Annotated in this window: 21 protein-coding genes; 10 read left to right on the top strand and 11 right to left on the bottom strand. The window is 46.6% G+C overall.

Annotated features, from left to right (window positions below):
* Nucleotides 1-21 precede the first annotated feature (21 nt).
* The 3 genes from QN395_RS04925 to QN395_RS04915 all read right to left on the bottom strand — a co-directional run bounded on the left by QN395_RS04925 (nt 22) and on the right by QN395_RS04915 (nt 1,672).
* A complete protein-coding gene (locus QN395_RS04925; protein ID WP_323492145.1) occupies nt 22-594 on the bottom strand; it encodes a hypothetical protein in 573 nt (190 codons plus the stop codon).
* A 121-nt stretch (nt 595-715) separates the two neighbouring features.
* Nucleotides 716-1,234, bottom strand: a complete 519-nt coding sequence (locus QN395_RS04920; protein ID WP_322120064.1) for a hypothetical protein — start codon at nt 1,232-1,234, stop codon at nt 716-718.
* 45 nt (nt 1,235-1,279) lie between these two features.
* Entirely contained in the window at nt 1,280-1,672 is a 393-nt protein-coding gene (locus QN395_RS04915; protein WP_322120065.1) for a VOC family protein, read from the bottom strand.
* Between the two features lie 343 nt (nt 1,673-2,015).
* Here QN395_RS04915 and QN395_RS04910 point away from each other — a divergent pair, with 343 nt between their 5' ends.
* From QN395_RS04910 to QN395_RS04900, 3 genes are all read left to right on the top strand, one after another.
* Nucleotides 2,016-2,780, top strand: coding sequence for a ZIP family metal transporter (locus tag QN395_RS04910; protein ID WP_323492144.1), 765 nt, complete (start codon nt 2,016-2,018; stop codon nt 2,778-2,780).
* A 79-nt stretch (nt 2,781-2,859) separates the two neighbouring features.
* A complete protein-coding gene (locus QN395_RS04905) occupies nt 2,860-3,630 on the top strand; it encodes a C1 family peptidase (RefSeq protein WP_322120066.1) in 771 nt (256 codons plus the stop codon).
* Between the two features lie 143 nt (nt 3,631-3,773).
* Nucleotides 3,774-4,928, top strand: a complete 1,155-nt coding sequence (locus QN395_RS04900) for a putative zinc-binding peptidase (RefSeq protein WP_323492143.1) — start codon at nt 3,774-3,776, stop codon at nt 4,926-4,928.
* A 351-nt stretch (nt 4,929-5,279) separates the two neighbouring features.
* Here QN395_RS04900 and QN395_RS04895 read toward each other — a convergent pair whose 3' ends face one another.
* The 3 genes from QN395_RS04895 to QN395_RS04885 form a co-directional block, all read right to left on the bottom strand.
* Nucleotides 5,280-6,137, bottom strand: a complete 858-nt coding sequence (locus tag QN395_RS04895; RefSeq protein ID WP_322120068.1) for a sulfurtransferase — start codon at nt 6,135-6,137, stop codon at nt 5,280-5,282.
* A gap of 11 nt (nt 6,138-6,148) precedes the next feature.
* Entirely contained in the window at nt 6,149-7,114 is a 966-nt protein-coding gene (locus QN395_RS04890; protein WP_322120069.1) for a DMT family transporter, read from the bottom strand.
* A gap of 119 nt (nt 7,115-7,233) precedes the next feature.
* Nucleotides 7,234-8,343, bottom strand: coding sequence for an aromatic ring-hydroxylating dioxygenase subunit alpha (locus QN395_RS04885; RefSeq protein WP_322120070.1), 1,110 nt, complete (start codon nt 8,341-8,343; stop codon nt 7,234-7,236).
* Between the two features lie 728 nt (nt 8,344-9,071).
* On the opposite strand from QN395_RS04885, the gene QN395_RS04880 reads away from it, so the two are divergent.
* Nucleotides 9,072-9,953 (top strand): triacylglycerol lipase, encoded by an 882-nt coding sequence (locus QN395_RS04880; RefSeq protein ID WP_323493095.1) that lies wholly within the window; start codon nt 9,072-9,074, stop codon nt 9,951-9,953.
* Between the two features lie 176 nt (nt 9,954-10,129).
* The gene (locus QN395_RS04875; protein ID WP_322120072.1) at nt 10,130-11,101 is read left to right on the top strand and encodes a lipase secretion chaperone; all 972 of its coding nucleotides are present in this window, start codon (nt 10,130-10,132) and stop codon (nt 11,099-11,101) included.
* A gap of 13 nt (nt 11,102-11,114) precedes the next feature.
* Here QN395_RS04875 and QN395_RS04870 read toward each other — a convergent pair whose 3' ends face one another.
* Both QN395_RS04870 and QN395_RS04865 read right to left on the bottom strand, forming a co-directional pair.
* Nucleotides 11,115-11,777 (bottom strand): phytanoyl-CoA dioxygenase family protein, encoded by a 663-nt coding sequence (locus tag QN395_RS04870; RefSeq protein ID WP_323492142.1) that lies wholly within the window; start codon nt 11,775-11,777, stop codon nt 11,115-11,117.
* Between the two features lie 52 nt (nt 11,778-11,829).
* Entirely contained in the window at nt 11,830-14,091 is a 2,262-nt protein-coding gene (locus QN395_RS04865) for a DUF1631 family protein (RefSeq protein WP_322120074.1), read from the bottom strand.
* 437 nt (nt 14,092-14,528) lie between these two features.
* Here QN395_RS04865 and QN395_RS04860 point away from each other — a divergent pair, with 437 nt between their 5' ends.
* The 4 genes from QN395_RS04860 (at nt 14,529) to QN395_RS04845 (ending at nt 19,920) form a co-directional block, all read left to right on the top strand.
* Entirely contained in the window at nt 14,529-14,801 is a 273-nt protein-coding gene (locus QN395_RS04860) for an exodeoxyribonuclease VII small subunit (RefSeq protein WP_322120075.1), read from the top strand.
* Nucleotides 14,798-15,685, top strand: coding sequence for a farnesyl diphosphate synthase (locus QN395_RS04855; protein ID WP_322120076.1), 888 nt, complete (start codon nt 14,798-14,800; stop codon nt 15,683-15,685). The genes QN395_RS04860 and QN395_RS04855 overlap by 4 nt, the downstream gene beginning before the upstream one ends.
* Nucleotides 15,686-15,688: 3 nt before the next feature.
* Nucleotides 15,689-17,581 carry a 1-deoxy-D-xylulose-5-phosphate synthase gene (gene dxs, locus QN395_RS04850; protein ID WP_322120077.1) on the top strand — a complete coding sequence of 631 codons (1,893 nt, stop codon included), beginning with the start codon at nt 15,689-15,691 and terminating at the stop codon, nt 17,579-17,581.
* Between the two features lie 152 nt (nt 17,582-17,733).
* The gene (locus QN395_RS04845) at nt 17,734-19,920 is read left to right on the top strand and encodes a prolyl oligopeptidase family serine peptidase (protein ID WP_322120078.1); all 2,187 of its coding nucleotides are present in this window, start codon (nt 17,734-17,736) and stop codon (nt 19,918-19,920) included.
* A 204-nt stretch (nt 19,921-20,124) separates the two neighbouring features.
* Here the strand turns inward: QN395_RS04845 and QN395_RS04840 are convergent, their stop codons facing one another.
* On the bottom strand, nt 20,125-20,676 hold the full coding sequence (locus tag QN395_RS04840; RefSeq protein WP_322120079.1) for a cob(I)yrinic acid a,c-diamide adenosyltransferase: 552 nt from the start codon (nt 20,674-20,676) through the stop codon (nt 20,125-20,127).
* Nucleotides 20,677-20,815: 139 nt separating this feature from the next.
* Here QN395_RS04840 and QN395_RS04835 point away from each other — a divergent pair, with 139 nt between their 5' ends.
* A complete protein-coding gene (locus tag QN395_RS04835; protein ID WP_322120080.1) occupies nt 20,816-21,706 on the top strand; it encodes a LysR substrate-binding domain-containing protein in 891 nt (296 codons plus the stop codon).
* Between the two features lie 85 nt (nt 21,707-21,791).
* Here QN395_RS04835 and QN395_RS04830 read toward each other — a convergent pair whose 3' ends face one another.
* Together QN395_RS04830 and QN395_RS04825 are read right to left on the bottom strand one after the other, a co-directional pair.
* Nucleotides 21,792-24,155, bottom strand: a complete 2,364-nt coding sequence (locus QN395_RS04830; protein WP_323492141.1) for a putative bifunctional diguanylate cyclase/phosphodiesterase — start codon at nt 24,153-24,155, stop codon at nt 21,792-21,794.
* Nucleotides 24,156-24,258: 103 nt separating this feature from the next.
* Entirely contained in the window at nt 24,259-25,161 is a 903-nt protein-coding gene (locus tag QN395_RS04825) for an aldo/keto reductase (RefSeq protein ID WP_322120082.1), read from the bottom strand.
* Nucleotides 25,162-25,258: the final 97 nt, after the last annotated feature.

Here is a 25,258-nt window from a genome sequence, read left to right as displayed (position 1 = left end):
AGAGCTTGTGAGCAAACTAATTTAAATAGTTTGCGCAGCATCCGGTGCTACATCGACTGATGCCATAAGCTCACGCTCGGCTTTCGCCCGTAATACTGCAAACCGCCAGCGTAGCAAACCGATTGCATATCCAATGTAATAGCTGGCAAGCAGTCCGAATACTGCCAATGTCAGCGGACTTCCCGCAAAATTCCCCATATCATGCGAGTCCAAGGGATTTAGCACATCCACATCAAGCATACGATACACAATACGGCAAAAAAACAGCAGCGACAAAGCAATACCCAAATGCGCGTTTGGCGTATAAAACAAACCTTGTGGCGTTGGCTCAAATACTGTTTTTTTGAGCCCATAGACAGCAAGACCCGATCCGATAATCAAACCTCCCGCCATATACATCAGCCTGTCAAGATGCGAAGAAGAGAGAAACGCCAGCAAGACTAACAAGCTAGGAAAAATAACCAAAGTAATCCACGGCCGTATTTTTGATAATCGTTGACGACCAACCAATTTACGCACACGCGAATACATGCGCCATGCGATTAGCGGCAATACGACAAGTAATGTAATCGTGGAGGAATTGGGAGCTTGCATAGTAAATCCTCGATAAAAATAAGCAAATCAACACAGCACAATCAACACACATTATCTCTGAACTCATGCATCTCACCTTAGATTTGCTTGTATCTAAATGTGTCTCTACTACGCATTGAAATTAAGGGCGTACAAACTCAAATTTATTGCGAAACGTGGTCGTACCGTCTGCACTCACCTCATCTTTAAACAACTTAAAAGCGCCGGCAGATAGCTCTAACCGGTAACGATCCAGCTTATCGCCGTCCTTACGTTCAAACAGAATTTGTCGGCCATTGCTGTCAACACTATTGGACGTAATTCGTCCAATGGATACCGCTTTTTCGGCAGAGCCTGAAGCCCAGGCGATTTCGTTTTTAAGCAAATCAAAGTTCATCCGCTCATACGAAAATACCGTCTTGGACGGACCATCATCAAACACATAATGCAGCACCAGCTCATTGGGCGCACCCAAAGCAATAAACAAGCGCGTCGGCAATGTCACCAACCGATCTGGCTTGCTGTAATCACGATAAGTCAGAGCACCTTTCCACTCACCCTGCACCGCTGACAAAGCAGCATCTGGCTTTGGATCATACAAAGCAAAAGCAGGTGCGGCAAATAGACAAACTAATAATGCAAGCGTTGTACGACGTTTCATAATGATGGCCCCGGAGAAATCTACAGCTTCAACACTTGCTGTATATCAGAAATTTATAGGTGAACAAAGTTCGATCAGCGATCCTTCTTTGGAGCGAACATATGCAACAATTTGCCCCCAAGGTTTTTGCGCCGGCTCTTTTATCGCCAGTGCGCCAGCGCTGACTGCCTTTGCATATGCAGCGGCCACATCCTCAGTTACGAATGCGAATTCCACACCGAAAGGTGGGACATTAGGATCGGCTCTTTGATAATGCCCATCCAAGTTAATCTCGCCCATCGCATGCGATGCGAATGCTAGAACAGTATCACCGGTTTCCAGTTCGCCATATTCACCAGACTCATGCAAATAGCGTGTCTCAAAACCAAATGCTTGGTGGTAAAAATTGAGCGTATCCGAAACAGACTCGACGTACACAATGGTGTAAGCAAATTTCATAAGATATTTTCCAAAAGTAATTTTTATATTTATCTGAGATGGCAAAAGAACATACAAAGTGCTTTACCATTGATTTTAATTAAGCTTAACGATACTGTATTTTTGATCAGTATTCAAGAAAGGATTAGCGTCCTTTTAACTGCGATCAGCAACAGAAGAAATCTTCATATCGGATCAATTAATGACCGTGAACAGAAGTCGAAAAGAACTTAAAAACAAGCCGGCATCCCAAAGTCAAATTTGCACAAAACCTCACTCTGTGTTCTAATTTGCAACCAAGTTGCACTAACTGCATACTTACTGCATACCATTGTCTGATTCGAGGCTTAAAATTCACTCCACGTTGTTATCCATTCTTTTTGCCACCACCATCGCTGGCGTACTAAGCATTACTGCTGCGGCAATTTTTTCTTTCTCGCTATTGTCCAAAGTCGTTGAGCGTATGGTTAGTTTGTCGGTTGGCATCATGCTCTCTACCTCCTTATTGCATGCCTTGCCAGAAGCGTTTGAATCTGGTGCAGATCCACGCACTTTGTTTGCGTGCTTACTCGGAGGTTTACTCGCATTTTTTTTGCTCGAAAAATTGGCTATTCTGCGTCACTCGCATCATCACGAAGGCGATGGCCATCATCATGAGCATGGTCATGATGCGCACGAAGCAGGCAAAGCGGGCTGGATGATTCTGGTCGGTGATGGCTTGCATAATTTTACTGATGGGATATTGATCGCTGCCGCTTTTTTAGCAGATCCCAAACTGGGTTTGGTGACAGGTCTGGCGATCATTGCGCATGAGATACCGCAAGAGATCGGCGATTTTATCGTGTTGCTCAATGCCGGTTTTTCACGCGCACGCGCTTACATGTACAACTTAATTTGTAGCTTGATGGCAGTAATTGGCGGTGTACTCGGCTTTTACACCTTAGGTAGCGCCAGCAACTTGATTCCGTACGTGCTTGTGTTTGCTTCTTCTGGTTTTATCTACATTGCATTAAGTGATTTAATGCCGCAAATGCAGCGCCGTGCCAGCGTGCACGAAACAATTCCGCAAATTATTCTGATTGCGCTGGGCGTGGTGCTGGTGCTATTTGTGACGCAGCACCGGGCGTAAGTCCTCTTAATCCTTTTCGATATCATGAGTAGCGTTGTAGACTAATGCTTCAGACGATCATGGTAAAAAAAGGAATAACATGGCACAAAAAATTGCAGGCTATGGCTGGTTGCCCGACTTGCCAGATCATCGTGATCACTCATTTGATCTTCCCCCGAATTACCTACATCAACTCCCCACCAAAATTGATCTGCGTCCTCACTGTCCCAGTGTATTTAATCAAGGTGACAGAATAGGCAGTTGTACCGCCAATGCTGTCTGCAATGCCTTCCGTTTTAATCTGATGAAACAGGGTATGCAGCGCCCTTTTATGCCGTCACGTTTGTTTGTGCATTACAACGCACGTGTGATGATCGGCACCGAGCGGCAAAACCATGGCGCGCAAATCCGTGATGCCATTAAAAGTGTTGCCAAGCAGGGAATCTGTCGTGAAAGTAACTGGCCATATATCGCCAAAAAATATGCGCTGAAACCACCAAAAGCTGCGTATGACGAGGCGCTGCAACATCAGGCGATCTGTTATCAGCGCCTGCAACAAAAACTCGATCATTTAAAAGTTTGTCTGGCAACCGGGCATCCGTTTGTGTTCGGTATCACACTGTACGATGAGTTTGAATCTGAGAAAATGACGCAGCACGGGGTGTTAGCGATGCCCAAAAAAAATGAAGGTTTGGTAGGCGGTCATTCAGTACTGGCAGTCGGTTATGACGATAAAACCGAGCGCTTTATCGTGATGAACTCCTGGGGCGATGCATGGGGCAAAAAGGGATTTTTTACCGTGCCTTATGCGTATTTACTAGAACCCAACCTGGCGGCAGATTTTTGGACGATACGTGCAGTAGAGGGATAATTTTAGCTTAAATTAATATACTCCTTATGAGTATTTTTTAATAATCCAATTATTATCTGACTTTCAAGACAATTTAATTCAACATGAAAGGGAGTATATGGCGTTCCGTTTTACTCTCTTCAGCGGATCTTTGAGTAATTTATATGAAAACTTTTCACTGTGATAAATGTAGCCAGCAAGTTTTTTTCGAGAACACGTTGTGTGGTGCTTGCGGGAGCATGCTGGGTTATCAGCCCGAGATTCGGGCGGTAAGCAGCTTTGAGCCATCGGATAACGGTTATTGGCGCAGTTTAAATCCCGTCAATGCGGGACGTGTTTTTAAGCAATGCAGTAATTATGCGAATCAACATGTCTGTAACTGGATGCTGGATCTGGACGATGCCCATGATTTGTGTGCGTCGTGCCAATTAACGGTTGTGATACCGACATTGTCGAGCGAAAAAAATCACTTGTTTTGGCAGCGACTGGAGTCCGCCAAACGTCGACTTTTATACTCGCTCTGGTTTCTCGGTTTAAAACCGGTATCTAAAGAAGAAAATGAGGAAACCGGCCTGGCATTCCAATTTTTGGAAGACGAGAGTGGTAGCGAAAAAGTCCTGACCGGGCACGACGACGGCTTAATTACTTTAAATATTGCAGAAGCAGACCCCGCCAAACGTGAGGGAACGCGCGAGCAAATGCATGAGCGTTACCGCACTCTGCTTGGTCATTTTCGGCATGAGAGTGGGCATTATTATTTTGACCGGCTGATCGCTGACGGTCCTTGGGTTGAGGGATACCGCCAACTTTTTGGCGACGAGCGGCAGGATTATAGCGAATGCCTGAAATCGCATTACGCCAACGGCGCGCCCGTCAATTGGGAGCAATCTTTTATTAGTAGTTATGCCGCATCGCATCCCTGGGAAGATTGGGCAGAAACCTGGGCGCATTATCTGCACATGATCGATACGCTAGAGACCGCACATGCTTGTGGACTATCACTCAATCCACACAATGTCGCAGAGCCGGGCATGGTGATCAGCGCATCACCGATGAAGATCGATACTTTTGAGGAAATTATCAAGGACTGGTTTGCACTCACCTATGTGCTCAACAGCCTTAACCGCAGTGTCGGCATGCCAGATTCTTACCCCTTCACCTTACCAGCACCCGTCCAGGAAAAGCTGCATTTTATCCATCGTGTGGTGTTGGGTTATGCAGAACCAGAGCGCCAGGGAATGACGCAGCAGCAAACCCAATCGCAATCGCAATCGCAATCGCAATCGCAATCGCAATCGCAAATGATAGGAGTTACGTAAAAACGGAACACTATTTGTGCCCATTCACATGCAATCAGATGGCTGGATGTAAAACATTAAGACCGCTCAACACAGAGACCGAGGAACAACAAATATAGAGGAAATCAAGAGCGCAACGAAATTCTGCCTTTCTCCCTCCTTGTTCTTTCTCTGTGCCTATCTGGAGTAGGGATCTTGGTTGTTTGCGCAAACCCCAAATAACATACTCCCAATATGTATATTTAATCTGTCCAAGTAATATCTGGACAGCAGGCCGATTTTAAATAAATTAAAGGGGAGTATATTTCGCAATACTGGTTTGCATACCGTTTTTGTGCAGCTTGTTTGCTTGGATCTACCCATCAGCCTGACTTATTCACCATCACCAATAACATATGGGCGCGCAGGCTCTGCACACCACTCGCTCCACGATCCCGGATATAAAGCAGCGCCCGGCAAACCCGCGATTTCCAAAGCTAACAAATTGTGGCAGGCCGTCACGCCTGATCCACATTGCATAATCGCCTTGCTGGCATCTGGCACAATTGCACTCCATTCTGCCTGTAATTCTTGCGGTGATTTGAAGCACCCATCCGCTTGCAGATTATCTTTAAAAAAACGATTTTTTGCGCCGGGAATATGGCCGCCAATCGGGTCCATAGTTTCGTTCTCACCGCGAAAACGGTCTGCCGCGCGGGCATCCACCAGCGTGCGCGAAGCCGTAGCAAGGTTAACCAGCACGTCACCGACGTTGACGCTGCTGACCAGACTAGCGCCTAAGCTAATGCTGCCACGCGCTGGCTCTGGCGCTTTGTCTGTGGTTGGCAAGCCTTGCGCCTGCCATGCAGGCAAGCCGCCATCCAATACCGCAACCGCTTTATGCCCAACCCAGCGCAACATCCACCAGAGACGGGCGGCAAACATGCCGCCGTGTGCATCATAGGCAATGACTTGCGTAGAATTAACAACTCCCCAGGCACGCAGGATTCGGATGAAATCTTCTTTTTCCGGCAATGGATGCCGCCCATGAAAAACGCCATTGGAAGATAATTTAGGGCCCGACAATTGGTTGTCCAGGCTGGCGAATTTAGCACGCGGGATATGCGCCGCATCATAGGCTTTTTTACCCGCGCTGACATCTAGCAAATCATGCCGGCAATCTAAAATGACCCAATGTGGATTGTCAATCTGAGCCGATAACTCCGTGGCAGAAATCAGTGTGGTATGCATGCGTACTCCTTTTATTCAGTCGCGATAGGGTCGATGGCGATTACTGGTTTGTTTCTGGCATTATAGAACGTCGCAATCAATCCACTACTTAAGATCACGGCAATGCCTAACCAGCTCATCGGGCTTAAGGCATCGTTCCACAATAACAGATCCCAAATGCTGGAAAATACGATGCCAACATATTGTAAATTGGCGGTGACCAAAGCATTGCCAAGGCGATAGGCGCGTGTCATCGCAAATTGGGCTGAAGCCGCAGTCAAGCCTATGGTCATCAGCAACAACAAGCCTTTGAACTGATGCGCATGCCAGCCAGCCGTAAGCGAATGTGCAGCTAAGTTGCTACTGCCAGCATCCTGACCAAGCCCGTAGTCCAGCCCGTAAGTCAGTCCATTAATCATTGTGCCGAACAAACCGGCAATGGCGCAGGTGAGTGAAAAATAAAATACCACACGATATTCTGGCTCGCCCATCAAACCCATCTGACGCACTTGCATGTAAGCCAGCGCAGCGAGCATGCCAGAGATGAGCGCCACGATCCCACCGACCATCTGATCTGCATGCATGCTGGGACGCAGCAACAATAAAACGCCGATAAATCCCAAAGCAATGGCTGCAAGCAAACCCCATTCAATCCGCTGTTTTCCTTTTAACCATGCCCCACCAAACAAGATCGCAGCGATCCAGATCGGTGACATGTAATTGAGCGTCACCGCCATCGCTAACGACAAACGGCTGATCGAATAAAACCATAACCACAAAGCGATCACGCCTACCGTGCCGCGCCACAAATGATGACCTGCCATGCGAGTGCGCAAACTATAGCCTTGCATCCTCACTAGCAAATAAATCATCACCATCCCGACCAGGCCACGATAAGCAACGATTTCAGAAGTTGAATATGTATCCGAGGCGAGCTTGACGCATACGCCCATGATGGAGAATAAAAAGCTGGCTACCAGCATCCACAAAGACTGCATTTATTTGACCCCGGTTCTTTTTCACTCTTTTAATCGGTCTGATAATTGATGTAGTAATCGACAGGCTAAAAAGGAGTAACAAAAAATTAAGGGGAAGCTGCGGCTTCCCCTTAATTTTTTTAAAACTGTATTTTGCGTCGATACCACTCATGAAAATGCTGCATGCCATCTTCCATCGGTGATTGATAAGGACCAACTTCGCTGACACCACGGTCTAGCAAAATTTTGCGCCCCGCATCCATGCGCAAAGCAATCTCATCGTCCTCAATACAGGTTTCCATATAAGCAGCGCGTTCAGCCTCGATAAATTCACGCTCAAACAGGACGATCTCTTCGGGATAATAGAATTCCACTACATTGCGTGTCTTGCCAGTCGCGGTCGGCCATAAAGTCGATACCACCAGCACATGCGGATACCATTCGACCATGATATTCGGGTATAGCGTTAACCAGATCGCACCGTATTTAGGTGTTTCACCGTTACGGAACTTGAGGATTTGCTCTTGCCACGCTTGGTATTTAGCAGAACCGGATTTGAGTAAGCCATTATTCACGCCGACCGTTTGTACGCTGTAATCCTCGCCAAACTCCCAGCTTAAATCATCGCAAGTGACAAAACTGCCCAAGCCCGGATGAAATGGTTCTACATGATAATCTTCCAGATAAACTTCAATAAAAGTCTTCCAGTTGTAATCACATTCATGCACTTCCACATGGTCTAGCATGTAGTCGCTGAAATTGAGGTCTTTGGTGACGCTGAGCTGTTCCATTTTTTCCATCACGTTATAGCCGTTTTGCTCGAACAATAAACCGTTCCAGTTTTGTAGCGGCGTGCGTGACAGATTAAGGCAAGGCGTGTCCTCAAAATGCGGTGCGCCAATCAGCTCACCTTTTAAGTCATAGGTCCAGCGGTGTAAAGGGCACACGATGTTGCTGCTATTACCGCGTCCATTAAACATCAGTGCTTGCCGATGGCGGCAGACATTGGACATCAGCTCAATTCCGTTAGCGCCGTCGGCATGACGCACCAGCATGCGGCCTTCATTCTCAGCGACGAGCGTAGCAAAATCGCCGACATTGGGCACCATCAATTCATGACCGACATAGCGTGGGCCAGACTGGAAGAGTTGTTTGATCTCGCGTTGCAACAGCGATTGATCAAAATACACATGAACAGGAAGTTGCGCGTCGGAGCGCGCGAGTTTGGAAAAAGAAGCCAGATCGGACATCCCTACCCCCCAAATTAATTTGCACCAACCTAAAGGAGAAAGAATCCACAAAAACCTGCTTTTAACTGCTGATCGTGAATAAGAAAACGACGATCTCCAGCGAAAAGCTCACACAAAAAGAATGAAGAGGAAATTTTGGACAAGACCGCGGATTATACCTGAATCGGCTTTATCGGGGTGCTCTGCGGCAAATTAGACTTTTTTTGATTTCAAAATAAACAAAAAGAAATCAAAAAGTCAGCGTTGTTTGTTGTGACAAACCGACGTTGCAAGCAACAAAACGACGGATAAATCAACTTTAGTGACAATCTTCTAATTTTTACTTATCGGCAAGATAGTCAGGTTTAAAACCTAGCTTAAGCAAATAGGCGTAAACAAAAACACCAGCCATCGCCCTACATTTTTAGTCGCAAAGTGCCTAAAACCGATCCAGCAAGCATCAATAAGCTTTCATTCGCCATCGATTAATTCATCTCATCAATGTCCAATCAAAAATGGGCTGACTTCATTAAATCTGTATTTCAGCACGATTTTTATGCTGCGCTGCGCCTTGCTTATTGATTAGGCAAAACCTAGTCTGAAAATCCCATTTTTTAAAAGGAGCGACAGTAAAGGACAAATGACATTGTCCGGTTTCATTTTGGCTATTTGAAAAAAATAATTTAAGAGACAAAAAAATGAACAAAAAAGGTATGAAAAAAATCGGGGCATTACTAGTTGGATTGGCTATGCTTCCTACAACATCATGGGCCTCTGGTTACACAGAAACAAAATATCCCATCGTGCTGGCACATGGTTTGTTTGGCTTCGATAACATCGGCCCTGTGGAATATTGGTATGGCATTCCATCCGCTTTACGCTCTGACGGCGCCAAAGTGTATGCAACCCAAGTCTCCGCTGCGAATAGTACCGAAGTACGGGGCGAGCAATTACTGACTCAGGTCAAACAAATCATTGCGGTCACTGGCACCGGCAAAGTCAACCTGATTGGACATAGCCACGGCGGCCCGACCGCACGTTATGTGGCATCCGTCCGACCTGATCTGGTGGCATCGGTGACCACCGTAGGCGGCGTCAATCGCGGCTCCAAAGTGGCTGATCTGCTGCTGGGAATCGCACCTGACGGCTCGCTATCAAACGCAGTGGTTGTGTCGATCACCAACGGCCTGGCAAGCATCATTAACTTCCTCTCTGGCGGCAAAGGATTAACTCAGGATTCATTGGCAGCAGCAAAATCATTGAGTACGGCAGGATCACTCAAGTTCAATGCCTCCCATCCAGAGGGCGTACCAACCAGCGCCTGCGGTGAAGGTGCCTACCAAGTCAACGGCGTGTCGTATTTCTCCTGGAGCGGTGCCAAGGCCTATACCAATGTACTCGATCCAATCGATCCGGCATTAGCCTTAACTTCGCTGGCCTTTACGGGCGCAAAAAATGACGGATTGGTCGCAAGCTGCTCCGCGCATTTAGGCAAAGTGATCCGTGACGATTACGCGATGAACCATCTGGATGAAGTGAACCAAACAGTCGGCCTGGTGAATATTTTTGAGACCAATCCGGTGACGCTGTATCGACAACACGCCAATCGCTTAAAAAATTTAGGGCTATAAAATTAACTAAATTCTATTGCGTCTACAATTTTAAACATCTAAGACGGATAGCGTGCATCAAATACGACCATGAGTTGTTATTTGATGTACGCAACTTGTTAGCCGCTAATTGACTTATCCATCTCCGTAATTTTTACGGAAGCAGGAATGACCACATCAGAATGTTGATCGAGATAATGAGAATACAAAAAAGCTACGCCACCATCACTATCGCATCCATCGTCATCGCTATATTCACGATGCTGCAACTACGTACCGACCCGACTACAAAAACGCACTCAGAGCAGGTATTGAGCGATAAAGATTCGTTCGCATTTGTGCGCTCTATGGATGGCACTCAGGTTGACGGTCAGTTACAACAAGCAAGCACCGATATCTTAATTGTCGATGCCGGATTGCGCCACATGTTCGACTATTACTTAGCGGCGACAGGCGAAAAAACTTTGCCGGAAATCCGTGCGGAAATAGAAAAAGAACTAAGTAAAAAGTTAGGCCCCAAAGCGGCAGCACAAGCTAAAGATCTGCTAAGTCGCTACCTGGATTACAAACTAGCACTGGCAGAAATAGAGAAAAATCCTCAACTAGTGAATCCTACAAATGCCGGCTATGACAGCAATAAAATGACATCTGCAATCAAAGCACGGCTAGCAGGCATGCAAACTTTAAGGCAGCGTTATTTCAATCAAAACGAAAATACTGCATTCTTTGGCTTTGACGATGCCTACGACACCGACGCGATTACGCGACTGGAAATCGCACAAGATAAAAATCTGAACAACGTACAAAAGCAACAAAAACTACAAGCGCTGGACGCGGCCATGCCAGCAGCACTGCGGGCAGAAAAAGAAGCGCCTTATCAAATCATACGTATGGAAGAAAACGTCGCAAAAATGCGCGCGCAAGGTGCAAGCGACGACGATATTTATCGTATGCGAGCAGCAGCAACCACACCAGAAGCCGCCGCACGATTGGCTGATCTGGATAGAGAAGATACAGATTGGAAAAACCGGATTGCTACTTATCAGGCGGAGCGAAATAAAATCATCAGCAATGGAAAAAACGACACGGAACAAATGACGGCATTACAGCAAATTCGTAATCAGTTATTTGATACGAATGAGCAGAAACGTTTGGGGGCTTATGAGTGAACGAGTAGGCGATTCATATCGCATATCGCCAATTTAATCCATGACTCAAAATGGTTGGCCCATAAACAAAATGCAGTACTCGCCTTTTACTTTCGCCTGATGCTTTTGATGATGCATGCAATAGAAGAGGACTCATTATTAAAGCCCCGCCTTTCTCAACGGGGCAAATAACTTCTCCCATGCGATCACGTGTCTCTATAGCGGCCTGGTTGGATAACCGACCATTTTTATGTGACATCGGAACAACGCGCAAGGGGCCGTCAGTTAGGTCGCATTCATCGATATGCAAACGTACGGCAACCAATTGACGCAACATTTCATTAGTAGGCTGTACAAAGACCAATCCTTCTTTTTCAGACCAAACCGTTAAATCGGGATGAGTTATTCTCTTCTTGACTGGGATACTAAGATCTTGATGTAAAGGGACTAGCCAATTTTGGTCTTTGGACTTTTCAAAGTAAGTACATTGCACTGCGATAGCGTCCAATGGCAAGAATGGTCTAACCAAAGAGTGTTGGCGAATACGCAGAGCTAAATCGGAGCACCAACGGAAATCGAGCAGATGGCGAGTTCCAACGCTATTCACGAGTAGTTCATTTAGTTCAAATTCGAGATGACTAAAGGTGTCGGAGTCGAACAAAGCTTGAGTGATCAAAAAACCTTGATCGGCAAACACTTCCTTATCTGCAATTAGAGAAATTTGTCGCAATTTTCACAGACCCAAAAACCTAGTTTGTCGACTCAATCTCTTGTTCAGCATGCTCTTCTAATGCCTCACTTAAAGCGCGATCAACCAATTTATCGAGCATCAGAATTTCCGCACGTTGCTCACGGAAAGTCTGCTCTAATTCTTTTACCGCTAAAGAGAAGGATTTTTCTTTTTGACTAGTAGTAAAAATATACAAGCTACGCATAGGACTGACCCAAGCAAGCCGAGCTTTGTGACTATCACCATTTTTCTTGGTAAATTGTAGCCAGATCCCTCGTTCCAGATTTGCTACAACGTCGGCTGTTTCATCCGCCGCAACATCCACGTAGTCATCTTCTGCATGCTGCTTCTCTAGCTCTTGCGCCTCAGCTTGAGCACGTTTTTCCAAACGACGCTCAGCGGCTATCTGGGCGGCTTCTACAGCAATTTCTAACTGCTTTTCTGGCGATAATTCAAGGGGGGAACGGACGATAGATGCATGACACTCAGCAAGATCAGCAAAAAACTGGATGCGGTCTGCATCTTCCCATTTAATCAGGCTCAGCCACTTATTCAGTCTTGCCAAAATCGCTGGCAGACGGTTCAATAATTCTTGCCGTTGTGGCAAAGTAATCTTAGGCTTAACACTCCAGATTAAGTCATCCATCGTTTTGATCGCGTCCGTCACAGCATGCGGTTTGTCTTCTTGCACGCTGTACGCCAGTGTTAGTACTTTAGTCCAACGGTTTTCTAAAAAGCTTTCAACAAAAGCGACTACCTCGCCAGTACCGACTCGCAATGCAACTTCATTATTGGCAACGATATTGGCCTGTTTGAACTTTTCTTTTTGCAAGGCGCGTTTAATCGGCTCCTGCAACGCTTGGGTATTCGATTCATCTTCTTTGGCGACAAAGTTTTCCAGATCAGAGACGACTTCATCGAACAGACTCATCTGTTGGTCGAACTCGTTTTGGACGCGACTAACATTGCGCTGCATCGCCTGGAACAACGGATCTGCATGTCCCTTACTTTGATCCCAGGCGACACTCTGCTGCGTAAGCAGATCTATCATGCGACGTGCCGGATGGGTATCTTGAAAGAAAAATTCTTTATCGATCAATGCTGCTTTGAGCACAGGGATTTGCAGTACTCCAATCAATTCTTTGATTTGACTAGGAATCGATGGATTATGGAAAACTGTATCAAATATCTTAGAGAGTAAATCGAGAGTAGTTTTTTCTACGCTATTACCACTTGCCAATTCTGGCATTTGCTCGCGCATTTGCGATAGCCGTATCACATCTTGCGCACCAGCCACTAACTGGTGTATCGCCATCGTTTTTTGCAGATTCTCCAGATAATGGAAAAGCCGAGTATCGGTTTCTTGCTGCTTAGATTGTCCGCTGGCAGAGAATTGCTGGTCATGTTGCTGCTGATCCCTCTGCCTGCCTGTCTGACAAATCTTTTGCTGATCATTGGCATCGTTACTCGATGTTTCTGATGGAGTTTTTTCTGAGAAAATTTGCTTCAGCTTTTGACTAAAATCTTTTTTACCGAATTGACTAGAGCCTGGATTTTCTGTCTTTTTTATCCGATAGGATTCATGTAAATCAGGCAAGATCCCTTGGTACACCAAAAATTCATTTAATGCCTGAAAAATAGGCGACAGATCAAACAAAATATCTCCGCGTAGCAAAGGCAGAATCAGCGGATGGGTATTCGTATCAGGATTAAATTTGCACCATGATGCATGCACCACACGTAAAAAAAATTCTGGCCTGAATGGATTTTGCGTAATGCTCAGACTATCAATGCCAATGATGCAAGCCAGACGCATACTTAAAGCGGCCAATTGCTCTGCACTGGACAACTCCAGGGAGCGACTCGCACGCCCAAAAGCCAGTTTTTTGTCCATCTCCTCATATGACACCAGCGTCAAGGCAATGTCTTGTTGCTCGACACGCTCTGATTGAGGCTTAGTTGGTAATGAATTTGCTGATGATATTGATGACAAAGCCTGGATTTCTTTACGAAATGCCGCCTGGATATCAGCAGAACATAAATAGTAGAAAGCGTAACCGTTGTTCTTTAGTAACTGACCAGAATTAAAATTTAAATTCGCTTCCCGTGCGTCACCAACTTGCTCCGATGCGGCAAAAAATGCATTCGCTAAGCGTGCTGCAAAGGCATCCAGTTGCGCCACCACCAAGTGCGTCGCATGTGGAATCAGAGCACGCAAAATATCTGCACGCGCTAAAGGTGCTTTCTGGGACTGCCGATGATCGGGCGATTGTGCTGACATGACAGTTGTGTTTAAGGAAAGTTATTAGCAAAGTTTGTCAAACGAATATAGTGTAATCCCTTGTCGGAAGTCTTCGCACTGACTTCCACGATGGCCCAAATCATACTTATCAAGCCTTGCGCAACAGAATTTGACTTTATCTGAATTGTTTTAACTTGGTTTAACTTGGTTTGACTTGGTTTGATTTGGTTTGATTTGACTATATACGAATAATTTCCACATGGAAATGTTTGAATCGCAATTTCAGCTGCTTTTTTAAGCAAATTCTCTTTTTTACGATATCAAAAAAATAAAATCCATAAGAACATAAAAGTGAATAATGCCGAGATAGAAAGGATAGCTCTAAAAAAGCTGCTAATTATGCCAACTAAGCTGATTATCAACTGGGTTTGCACTAAAATGCAGGGTTAGACTCAATTTGCTCTTCAAGACTACCTATGCCAAAAAAATTACCCTCCATCGGACAACTCGGTCAGAACGATCAGCCAACTTCTTTCGAAGCAGCGATGTCGGAATTATTAGAACTGGTCGCCCAGATGGAAGCTGGTGAGCTGCCTTTAGAAGCCTCTGTCACGGCTTATCAACGTGGGGCCGAATTGATTAAATACTGTGCAGGCCAACTCGACAAAGTAGAACAGCAGGTCAAAGTACTGGAAGCTGGCATGCTGAAACCTTTCGTTGCAGATAATTCTGGCGAGGCCGATGCATGAGCGCGCATTTTCAGGATTGGATGAAATCCACTCAGCAGCAATTTGAAGTCTTATTAGCTAGTTTCTTACCAGATAGCGATGTGGTACCGGCAAAACTACATCAGGCAATGCGTTACGCCGCTTTAGATGGCGGCAAACGCGTGCGTCCTTTGTTAGTGTATGCCGCCGGTTTTATGTTTGATGCGCCAGCGGATTTATTGGCGCGTGCCGCCGCCGCATTAGAAATGATTCACGCTTATTCATTAGTGCATGACGACATGCCCTGTATGGATGATGACGCTTTGCGTAGAGGCAAACCTACTGTGCATGTCAAATATGATGAGGCAACTGCCCTGTTGGTTGGTGATGCGCTGCAAGCACAAGCTTTTTTGGTCTTGGCAGAAGCAGAGAGTGAATCTTTACGGCAAGTTGCCATGCTGCGTTTGCTGGCACAAGCCGCTGGGTCAACCGGTATGTGCGGCGGTCAGGCGATTGATTTAGCCAGCGTCGGTGTCGCCTTAACAGTAGATCAGCTTGAACAAATGCACCGTTTAAAAACAGGTGCATTGCTGCGTGGCTCAGTCATCATGGGCGCGATGTGTGGCAAGACTTTATCCGCGGCGGAAGTCGCTGCGCTTGATGCATACGCCAGCGCAATTGGACTGGCATTTCAGGTAGTGGATGATGTCCTGGATGCCACCGCAGATTCTGTCACCCTAGGTAAAACTGCTGGCAAAGATGCAGCAGATAACAAGCCGACCTACGTATCCTTGCTGGGTCTGGAAGCGTCACAAGCGCTGGCAAAAAAACTATGCGACGACGCCCATGCTGCGTTGTTGCCCTTTGGAGAAAAAGCACACATCCTGCGCAACCTGGCAGATTTGATTGTGCAGAGGAAGGCGTAATTTATGACCACAACTAATAATACAAACACTCTGTTAGACAGCATTAATTCTCCAGCCGATTTACGCAAGCTAACACGTGCCCAATTAAAACCGCTGGCCGACGAGTTACGTCATTTTGTGATTGATTCTGTGTCTAAAACGGGCGGTCATTTATCGTCTAATTTAGGCACTGTTGAACTCACCATCGCGCTGCACTATGTATTTCAGACACCGGAAGATCGTCTGGTCTGGGATGTGGGTCATCAAACGTATCCGCATAAAATTCTGACGGGTCGTCGTGATCGCATGCATACCTTGCGTCAGTTGAATGGTATCTCCGGTTTCCCGCGCCGGGTTGAGAGCGAATACGACACGTTTGGTACGGCGCATTCATCGACATCGATTTCTGCTGCATTAGGGATGGCTTTGGCGGCAAAAACCAAAGGCGAGGATCGACATTCCGTTGCCATCATTGGCGATGGCTCAATGACAGCCGGCATGGCGTTTGAGGCCTTGAATAATGCGGGCGTCTACGACGATATTAACTTACTGGTGATTCTGAACGACAACGATATGTCGATCTCGCCACCGGTCGGTGCGCTCAACCGTTATCTGGCGCGTCTGATGTCTGGCAAATTTTATGCCGCAGCACGCAATGTCGGCAAATCCGTACTGCCAACGCCGGTATTAGAACTCGCCAAACGGTTTGAGGAACACGCAAAAGGCATGATCGTACCAGCGACGATGTTTGAAGAATTTGGTTTTAATTATATTGGCCCGATTGACGGTCATGATCTGGACTCTCTGGTACCAACCCTACAGAATTTAAAAAATCTGAAAGGTCCGCAATTCCTGCACGTGGTCACCAAAAAAGGCCAGGGCTATAAATTAGCAGAAGCCGATCCAATTCTTTATCACGGCCCTGGCAAATTCAATCCTGCTGAAGGCATTAAGCCCTCTACTACGCCTGCCAAACAAACTTACACGCAAGTCTTTGGTAATTGGTTATGCGATATGGCTGCCGCTGATCAACGCTTGATTGGCATTACGCCAGCGATGCGCGAAGGTTCTGGCATGGTGGAATTTGAGCAAAAATTCCCTGACCGTTATTACGATGTTGGCATTGCAGAACAGCATTCTGTTACGTTTGCCGGTGGCATGGCATGCGAGGGGCTCAAACCTGTCGTTGCGATTTACTCCACTTTTTTACAACGTGCTTATGATCAGTTAATTCACGATATCGCGTTGCAAAATCTGGATGTTACTTTCGCCCTGGACCGAGCGGGACTGGTCGGTGCTGATGGTGCAACCCATGCCGGCAATTATGATCTGGCTTATCTGCGCTGTATCCCTAATATGGTCGTGATGGCCGCCTCGGATGAGAATGAATGCCGTCAAATGTTGTCGACTGGCTTCCATTATCCAGGCCCGGCAGCTATCCGCTATCCACGCGGCGCCGGGATTGGTGCAGCGATCAATTTAGAACTCAGCACCCTGCCGATTGGCAAAGGCGAAATCAAACGTAAAGGCAAGAGCATCGCCATTTTGGCATTTGGCTCCATGGTGCAGCCGGGATTAAAAGCTGCGGAAAATCTGGATGCCACACTGGCGAATATGCGCTTTGTCAAACCGCTAGATACGGCATTACTGGCAGAACTGGCCAACACTCATGATTTGTTAGTCACGGTAGAAGAAGGCACTGTGATAGGTGGCGCAGGCTCCGCAGTCGCAGAAGCAATGGCAGCAGCAGGAATTACAAAACCATTGCTGATACTCGGCTTACCAGATCAATTTATCGATCATGGTGATCCGGCTTTACTACTTGCTAGTTGTGGTCTGGATGCAGCAGGAATTGAGGCCTCGATCAAAAAACGCTTTGGAACAGAAGCACTGAAGCTAGTAGCAAATAATCAGTAAGGAAATGAAAAAAGCGAAGCCAACAAGCTTCGCTTTTTTCATTTCTGATGGAAGAAACTCTGTCGCCTGACACTATTCGGTTTTAATTCAGTCCACATGAGTCAAACAAAAGCTCAACAATTTTTTGCGTATTAAATAACGGGGATTACTTTATGACGAAGAAAAATATGTATTCATTGAAGCTCAGTGCGGTAGCCGTTGCTGGCTTCAGTTTCTTGATCTCGAATGGTACTGCAATTGCTGCTGATAAAACGGCACCACCAACACGTATCGCTGAAGTGACTGATACCTATGGGGATATCACCGTCAAAGATCCCTACCGCTGGCTAGAAAAACAAAGTGATCCTGCTGTACATCAGTGGAGCGTGGCACAGGACAAACGCACACGACAATATTTCGATAGCCTGACATTCCGCAAACCCATATTTGATAATCTGATGGCGCAAATTTCTGCTTCATCCAGTTCTTACTATGATTTGCATACCGCTGGTGACAAAGTTTTTGCGATGTATAACCAGCCACCAAAACAGCAGCCAATGATTGCGGTGCTGACAAATGCAGCTGATCCTGCACTAGCCAAAATCGTTCTTGATCCAAATCTCATCAATTCAAAAGGTACGACGGCAATCGACTGGTTTGTTCCATCACATGACGGATCTAAAGTCGCTGTGTCAATGTCGGACAATGGAAGCGAAGATGGCTCAGTACACATCATTGACGTTAGCACAGGCAAACAAATCGACAAACTGATTCCATTGGTACAGTATCCAACTGGCGGTGGTAGCGTTGCATGGAAAGCGGACGGTACAGGTTTCTGGTACACCCGCTACCCAGGGAAAGATCAGCCAGCGAATCGTCAACATTTTTATCAACAGATTTACTTCCATAAAATTGGCACTGATCCATCAAAAGATGTTTATGTCCTAGGAAAAGACTTTCCTAAAGTTGCAGAAATCGCGCTTGATAGTCATCAAAATCCTAACTATGTGGTCGCCTCAGTTGCCAATGGTGATGGTGGCGAATTCGCACATTACGTGATCAGCCAGGACGGGAAAATCAAGCAAGTCAGCCGTTTTGAAGACAAGATTGTCGCGGCCACGATTGGCTCGGACAACGCCATGTATTTGGTATCACGTAAAGATGCTCCGCGCGGAAAACTCTTAAAACTAGCGCTGAATGATTTAGAGCTTGCACATGCAAAAGTTGTCATACCTGAGTCTGATGCGGTGATACAACCTGGTGGAGAATTCGGTGGCTCGCCAGTCATCGTTACAAAAAATGCTTTATACGTGCGTGAAATTATCGGTGGGCCATCACGCGTAGCCATCTATGACCATGACGGTAAATCACTTGGCAACCTTCCACTGCCGGATGTCGCTACCGTGGATGAAATTGACACGCTGAGCGACGGCTCCTTGCTCTATGCAGTTAAAACTTTCCTGACACCGCCTTACTACTCTCGTTACGACGAAAAATCGGGCAAGTCAGAAACCACGAAACTGGCGCAAACCAGCGCAACCTCCTTTGACGACACGGAAGTTGTGAGGGAATTTGCAACCTCCAAAGATGGAACAAAAATCCCCTTAAATATTGTCCGCCGTAAAGGGACGAAATTGGATGGGACTAATCCCGTTTTACTGAACGGTTACGGTGGCTACAGCGTCAATCAGACACCTCGCTTTTTAAGCCCGGCAACGCGTTTATGGCTGAATGCGGGTGGTGTATTTGTGATTGCTAATCTGCGCGGCGGCGGTGAGTTTGGCGAGGAATGGCACAGCAAGGGCGCGCTGACGAATAAGCAAAATGTGTTTGACGATTTCACGGCAGCGGCACAATACCTGATCGCACAAAAGTATACTTCTAGCGAACATATGGCCAGCATCGGTGGCAGCAACGGAGGCTTACTAATGGGAGCTGTCTTTACCCAACATCCTGATTTATTTAAAGCAGTGGTATCACAAGTTGGCATCTACGATATGTTGCGGGTAGAGCTAGATCCGAACGGCGCCTTCAATACCACCGAATTTGGCAGTGTAAAAAATCCGGATCAACTAAAGGCTTTGTATGCCTATTCGCCTTATCACCATGTTCAGGATGGCACGACCTACCCGGCGATTTTCATGGCAACGGGCGAGACCGACGGCCGCGTCAATCCGATGCATTCCCGCAAAATGATCGCTCGTTTACAAGCAGCGACTGCTGGCAAGCCGGTCTATCTCAGCATCAACTCACATGCAGGTCATGGCATCGGCAGCTCTCTCTCGATCAAAGCCAACCAGACTGCCGACGTGTATGCATTTTTGTTTGACCAACTGGGTATGACTTTCCCGGCGAAATAAATTGTCTGACGTATGTAAGAAAAAAGCCACGTAAGCCGAAAGGCAACGTGGCTTTTTTCTCTTCAGCATCAAGTAAAACAATATACTCCCATTATGTATATATTCATTGTCCATATAAATAATGGAGAATAAGGTATATTTTATTATTTTATAGGGGAGTATATTGATTTAAAGCGGAAATAGAAAAATCAATCGCCGACTAAATCAACGTTCGCGTTCTTTTTCCCACAGCACATCGGTGCCGCCTGCATAACGATTTAATACCCGCGACAAAACGAACATCAGATCAGACAGGCGATTCATATATTGCCTTGGCTGGTCATTGATCGTTTCTGCCTTACCAACGCTAACAATGGCTCTCTCCGCGCGGCGACATACGGTACGGCAAACATGTGCGACTGCTGCGGCACGCGAACCACCGGGTAAAATAAAATCCTTTAACGGCTCCAGATCGGCATTGTAGTGCGCCAATAAGGTATCCAGGCGAGCCACTTGCGTATCAGTGATCATGGTGTAACCGGGAATACATAGCTCTCCTCCCATATCAAACAGATCGTGCTGAATCGACACCAATTCGCGCTGCATTTGTGGCGGAATATCTTCACATAACAAGACACCAATCTGCGAGTTAAGCTCGTCCACGTCGCCCATCGCATGCACGCGTAGAGCGTCCTTATCAACACGGCTACCATCGCCCAAACCTGTAGTGCCTGCGTCACCCGTGCGGGTGGCAATTTTTGAAAGTCGATTACCCATAGCAAGAAATTTATTAAGTGAATGATGTCAGGAGGATACGGCAAAAAATCAAAGAACGCATCATAATGAAGTAAAGCAAGCGCATCTCCTCGGGTATGAAAATTTCTGAACCAGTCAATGCATTCAACACGGAAAAACAATGGCAACAAGATTACCTCCAGTACATGCTCTATCTGCATTTGAGTCAGCTGCACGCCACGCCTCATTTGCAGTGGCCGCAGAAGAACTCTGCATTACTCCTTCGGCTTTATCACACCGCATTCGCTTGCTGGAAGAACATTTATGTGAACGTGTTTTTGTACGCGAGGGACGCAGTGTCACGTTGACCGAATTTGGCCGGCGTTATCTGGACGTCGTGCGGGTCGCTTTACGTACTTTGTCCGACTTCCCTTTGCCGAATAAGACGACGCAAAATCAGTTACGCGTCAAAATCACCTTACCTCCGACATTCGCGCGCTACATGTTTATGCCGCGCTTAGCCAGCTTCACTAAATTACATCCTGAAATTGAAATCGAGATTTTTTTATTTGTGCCTCTGTATGATTTGAGCTTGTCTGAGAGTGATGTTGAAATTCGGTTTGGTGCGGGGGAATACCCAAATCTCGTGACCAAAAAATTATTCGTCGAGCCCTCATTTGCGGTCGCTAGCCCCGCTTATCTACAAACGCTACCTCCGCTCTTACAACCCAGCGATTTAAGACATGCAACTTTATTACGCTCCGCATTAGAGCCTTGGCAACCATGGTTTGAAGTAGCCAAATTAGATTGGGCCGAACCTACCACGGGCTTACGTATTGACGATCTTGGCTTGCTATTGGAAGCGATTAAACACGGTCATGGCGTCGGCCTGACCCGGCAACATTTTGCCCAAGAATTAATCGACCAAGGAGAAGTGGTACGACTGTTCGATACCCAGCTAGCAACGCCACCACATGCGTATTACTTGGTGCATGAAGCGCAGGCGATTATGCGGCCAGAAGTGCAAGTATTTATCGACTGGATGCAAAAGACCTATTTGAGTACGATATAGCAACTGACGTCGAAACACGAAGACCGAAACCAGCTTACCGCTTAAGCGCTCTATCGCCCCATAATCGCCGATACCTTACAGGCACCTAGCGTAGATTCTGTACGCTCTGTGTAGACTGCGCTTTTTCGTCCTGCTGTTTGAGCCAAGTCTCAATCGGCAATGGTCGACAATAAAAAAATCCCTGCAAACTTGAACAACCGCTCGAAATTAAGAAATCTACTTGCTCTTGAGTTTCTACGCCTTCAGCAACCACACGCAAACCCAAGTGGTTTGCCATCGATAAAATTGCCTGCACGATCGCGGTGTCATTCGGGTCGGCAGGCATATCTTGTACAAAGCTACGATCAATTTTCAATTCATACAAAGGCATTTTTTTAAGATAAGCGAGACTAGAATATCCGGTACCGAAGTCATCAATAGAAAAACGAATGCCCATCTTGGTCAGTGCATGCATACGCTCTATCGTTTCCTGCATGTTATTAATCAACAAGCCTTCAGTCACCTCCAAAATTAAGCGAGAAGCCGGCGCACCGGTTTGCATCAAAACTGCGGCAACCTTATCAACAAAATTAGCCTGACGAAATTGTTTTGGGCTGACGTTAACCGATAGTGAAAGCGGCCACCCAGCTTGCTCTAAGCGGATTAAGGCAAGGCAACCTTGGCGCAAGGCCCAATCACCTAATTGCACAATCATGCCGCACTCTTCTGCGACAGGAATAAACACCGCTGGCGAAATAGGGCCACGCTGTGGATGGGTCCAACGCATCAGCAATTCTGCACCTTCTGGCTGCCCCTCATGATTCACCTGTGCCTGCATCACCATCTGAAACTGTCCATCGTTCAACGCGAGCACCAGATCGTGCTCCAGAATTAAACGTTGTTCCACTTCTGCTTGCATCGTCGATTCAAAAAAAGCGATCTGATTACGTCCAGCGGCTTTCGCACGATGCATCGCGGTATCTGCCTCTCTCAACAAATCATTAGTGTCCTGATCTGGCTTTGGAAGTAGTGTCACACCAATACTGCAACTAGAATTGTAAGCTTGTCCATCGATCTCAAACGGCAAAGCAACCGCACTACGAATTTTCTCGGCGACGGCCAAGGCAGATAATGCACCCACATTAATATCGTTAGAGATATTCGAAATGAGGACGACAAATTCATCACCACCGATACGGGCAACAGTATCTACCTCGCGTAATAATGTTTTAAGACGTTGTGTCACATGTAGCAACAACGAGTCCCCAATAGCATGTCCGCGTGCATCGTTAATATTTTTAAAATGGTCAAGATCAATAAATAGCACAGCACTGTTTAACCCGGTGCGACGCGCCGTTGCCAGCAAAATATCCAGACGGTCTATCAGTAAGCGACGATTTGGCAGACCAGTTAATACGTCAAAATACGCGAGGCGGTGAATGTGTTCGTCGGCATTTTTTCGATCCGTAATATCGCGCTCAACGACAACCCAGTGGCTTATTTTTCCGCTTTCATCAGCCATAGGAACAATATCGGTCTCGACCCAAAACTCCTCGCCCGATTTGGTGTAATTGATCAGTTCAGTATGCACAGCCTCGCCACGATCAAGCGCTTCGGCAATACGATTGATTTCATCCAATTGTGTCTTTGCACCATGCATCGACTGTCTAGTCTTTCCAACAATCTCGGCGAGCCGGTAGCCCGTTTTGCGCTCAAAGGCGTCATTCACAAAAACGATCTGATTCTCGCTACTAGAGTCAGTATCCGCTTTCAGTATCAACACCATGTCATTGAGTCGCGCCAGGGCAACGGTATTCAACCTTAACGCCGCATTCGCATCGCGCAAATTGGACTGTTCGTCTTTGAGGGAGGTCGCTACCGCCAATTGCTGTGCTAGCGATTGCTCTAACCGCTGCAAAAGTACGCCGCATGACACAGTGAGGATAGAGCTGATAAAAGTAAAATTGAGTGTAATGATCATCCATTGCACCAACGGCTGATCACTGAGATGATCGACATGAATGCTGGCTTGCGCCAGATAGCCAATTCCGAGCAAGGTCACAGCATTGACTATCAAAGCGACGACGGCGGGACGAAAGCCAATCAAGAGTGCCGTCATGACAGGGAATGCCATCAGATAAATCTGGCTGACTGGCCCGACTTTGATCAAAAACCATATACCTAAAAAATACAGCAGTACCACCAAATTCCATGCGCGGAATTTAAATGACAATTGTGGCAACCGCCACAAACAAGCAATCCATGCTAAGGCTATCACATCAATCGCTACCACCGACCATAGGCCTTGTTTAATTGCAAGAGCAATGCTGGGAATCGCAGTGATGAGGCCCAAACCAAATCCCACAAACACGATCGCAGACAGAACATCCGTCCGCCATTGCTGCAAATCGGCCTGCCCCCGCTTAGGCATTAGGATGATATGGCGCAACCATTGAAAGAAAGTCGTCAAACTGCCCATCCGTTAAAAAAGGGTAAGCTTTAGAAAACTTATTAAATATTTACTATTTATACACTTAAAAACTGAATACGACCATCTCCAAATAAGCTATTTCTTAATCAACGTTTTTACCCGCAGATGCACACCACACAGAAAACCATTGCTCGCGGCTTAAATTGATACTACAAGCAGCAACAGCTTCACGCACGGCGGTAATACGTCCCGTGCCAGTTAGTACAACAGGCTTAGACGGATGTCGCAAAATCCAGGCAATTGCGACAGTAGACATCGATACACCTAACTGATCTGCGATGACTTTCAATGCAGCGCTTACCCTCAAACCACGCTCGCTATCATCTTGCAATAAACGACCTCCCGCTAGTGCCGACCAGATCATCGGCGCAATCCCTAAGCGCTGACACTGGTCCAGCGTGCCATCGTGTAATGGCGGCAAATGCAGGGCCGACAACTCCACTTGGTTAGTCACCAGCGGAAAACGGGATGCCAGCAATTCAAATTGCGATGGCGTGAAGTTGGACACACCAAAATATTTGACCTTACCACTGTGCTGCAATTGCTGAAACGCTTCTGCTATTTCATCCGCATTCATCAAAGGATCGGGTCTGTGTATCAGCAGCAAATCCAGATAATCAATCCGCATGTTACGTAAGGAATTCTCGGCCGACGCAATGATGTGCTCACGGCTGGTGTCGTAATGCTGAAGTTGATGCGCAGGTCGCTGATCAGACACCAGCTTGATGCCGCACTTGCTGACGATCTCGATTTTGTGACGTAACTGCGGTGCCAAGGCCAGCGCCTCACCGAATAATTGCTCGCATTGGTAATTGCCATAAATATCGGCATGGTCAGTGGTGGTAATTCCTGATTCCAGAGCCTGCTCAATAAAACTGAGTCTTTGCTGCGGCGTCATCGCCCAATCTGCCAGACGCCATAAACCTAGTGCAATGCGAGAGAACTCTGGGCCTGAAGAGGCAAGACGAATACGTGGTGTGGACATAAAATCTTTAAAAAATAAAAGGGAAGGGAGAACTTTATTCAACCACAAAAACTAGGTCATTCATCGGCGCAAAGAATCTATTATTTCAGAAACGCAA

Source organism: Undibacterium sp. RTI2.2 (assembly GCF_035018705.1).
GTDB lineage: Bacteria > Pseudomonadota > Gammaproteobacteria > Burkholderiales > Burkholderiaceae_D > Undibacterium.
Note: the sequence above shows the minus strand (reverse complement) of the source record. Positions and strands in the feature narration are given on the sequence as shown.

Coding starts and splice junctions, on each gene's coding strand:
- QN395_RS04925 (WP_323492145.1), bottom strand. CDS start 594: ATGCAAGCTCCCAATTCCTCCACGATTACATTACTTGTCGTATTGCCG.
- QN395_RS04920 (WP_322120064.1), bottom strand. CDS start 1,234: ATGAAACGTCGTACAACGCTTGCATTATTAGTTTGTCTATTTGCCGCA.
- QN395_RS04915 (WP_322120065.1), bottom strand. CDS start 1,672: ATGAAATTTGCTTACACCATTGTGTACGTCGAGTCTGTTTCGGATACG.
- QN395_RS04905 (WP_322120066.1), top strand. CDS start 2,860: ATGGCACAAAAAATTGCAGGCTATGGCTGGTTGCCCGACTTGCCAGAT.
- QN395_RS04900 (WP_323492143.1), top strand. CDS start 3,774: ATGAAAACTTTTCACTGTGATAAATGTAGCCAGCAAGTTTTTTTCGAG.
- QN395_RS04895 (WP_322120068.1), bottom strand. CDS start 6,137: ATGCATACCACACTGATTTCTGCCACGGAGTTATCGGCTCAGATTGAC.
- QN395_RS04890 (WP_322120069.1), bottom strand. CDS start 7,114: ATGCAGTCTTTGTGGATGCTGGTAGCCAGCTTTTTATTCTCCATCATG.
- QN395_RS04885 (WP_322120070.1), bottom strand. CDS start 8,343: ATGTCCGATCTGGCTTCTTTTTCCAAACTCGCGCGCTCCGACGCGCAA.
- QN395_RS04880 (WP_323493095.1), top strand. CDS start 9,072: ATGCTTCCTACAACATCATGGGCCTCTGGTTACACAGAAACAAAATAT.
- QN395_RS04875 (WP_322120072.1), top strand. CDS start 10,130: ATGAGAATACAAAAAAGCTACGCCACCATCACTATCGCATCCATCGTC.
- QN395_RS04865 (WP_322120074.1), bottom strand. CDS start 14,091: ATGTCAGCACAATCGCCCGATCATCGGCAGTCCCAGAAAGCACCTTTA.
- QN395_RS04860 (WP_322120075.1), top strand. CDS start 14,529: ATGCCAAAAAAATTACCCTCCATCGGACAACTCGGTCAGAACGATCAG.
- QN395_RS04855 (WP_322120076.1), top strand. CDS start 14,798: ATGAGCGCGCATTTTCAGGATTGGATGAAATCCACTCAGCAGCAATTT.
- dxs (WP_322120077.1), top strand. CDS start 15,689: ATGACCACAACTAATAATACAAACACTCTGTTAGACAGCATTAATTCT.
- QN395_RS04845 (WP_322120078.1), top strand. CDS start 17,734: ATGACGAAGAAAAATATGTATTCATTGAAGCTCAGTGCGGTAGCCGTT.
- QN395_RS04840 (WP_322120079.1), bottom strand. CDS start 20,676: ATGGGTAATCGACTTTCAAAAATTGCCACCCGCACGGGTGACGCAGGC.
- QN395_RS04835 (WP_322120080.1), top strand. CDS start 20,816: ATGGCAACAAGATTACCTCCAGTACATGCTCTATCTGCATTTGAGTCA.
- QN395_RS04825 (WP_322120082.1), bottom strand. CDS start 25,161: ATGTCCACACCACGTATTCGTCTTGCCTCTTCAGGCCCAGAGTTCTCT.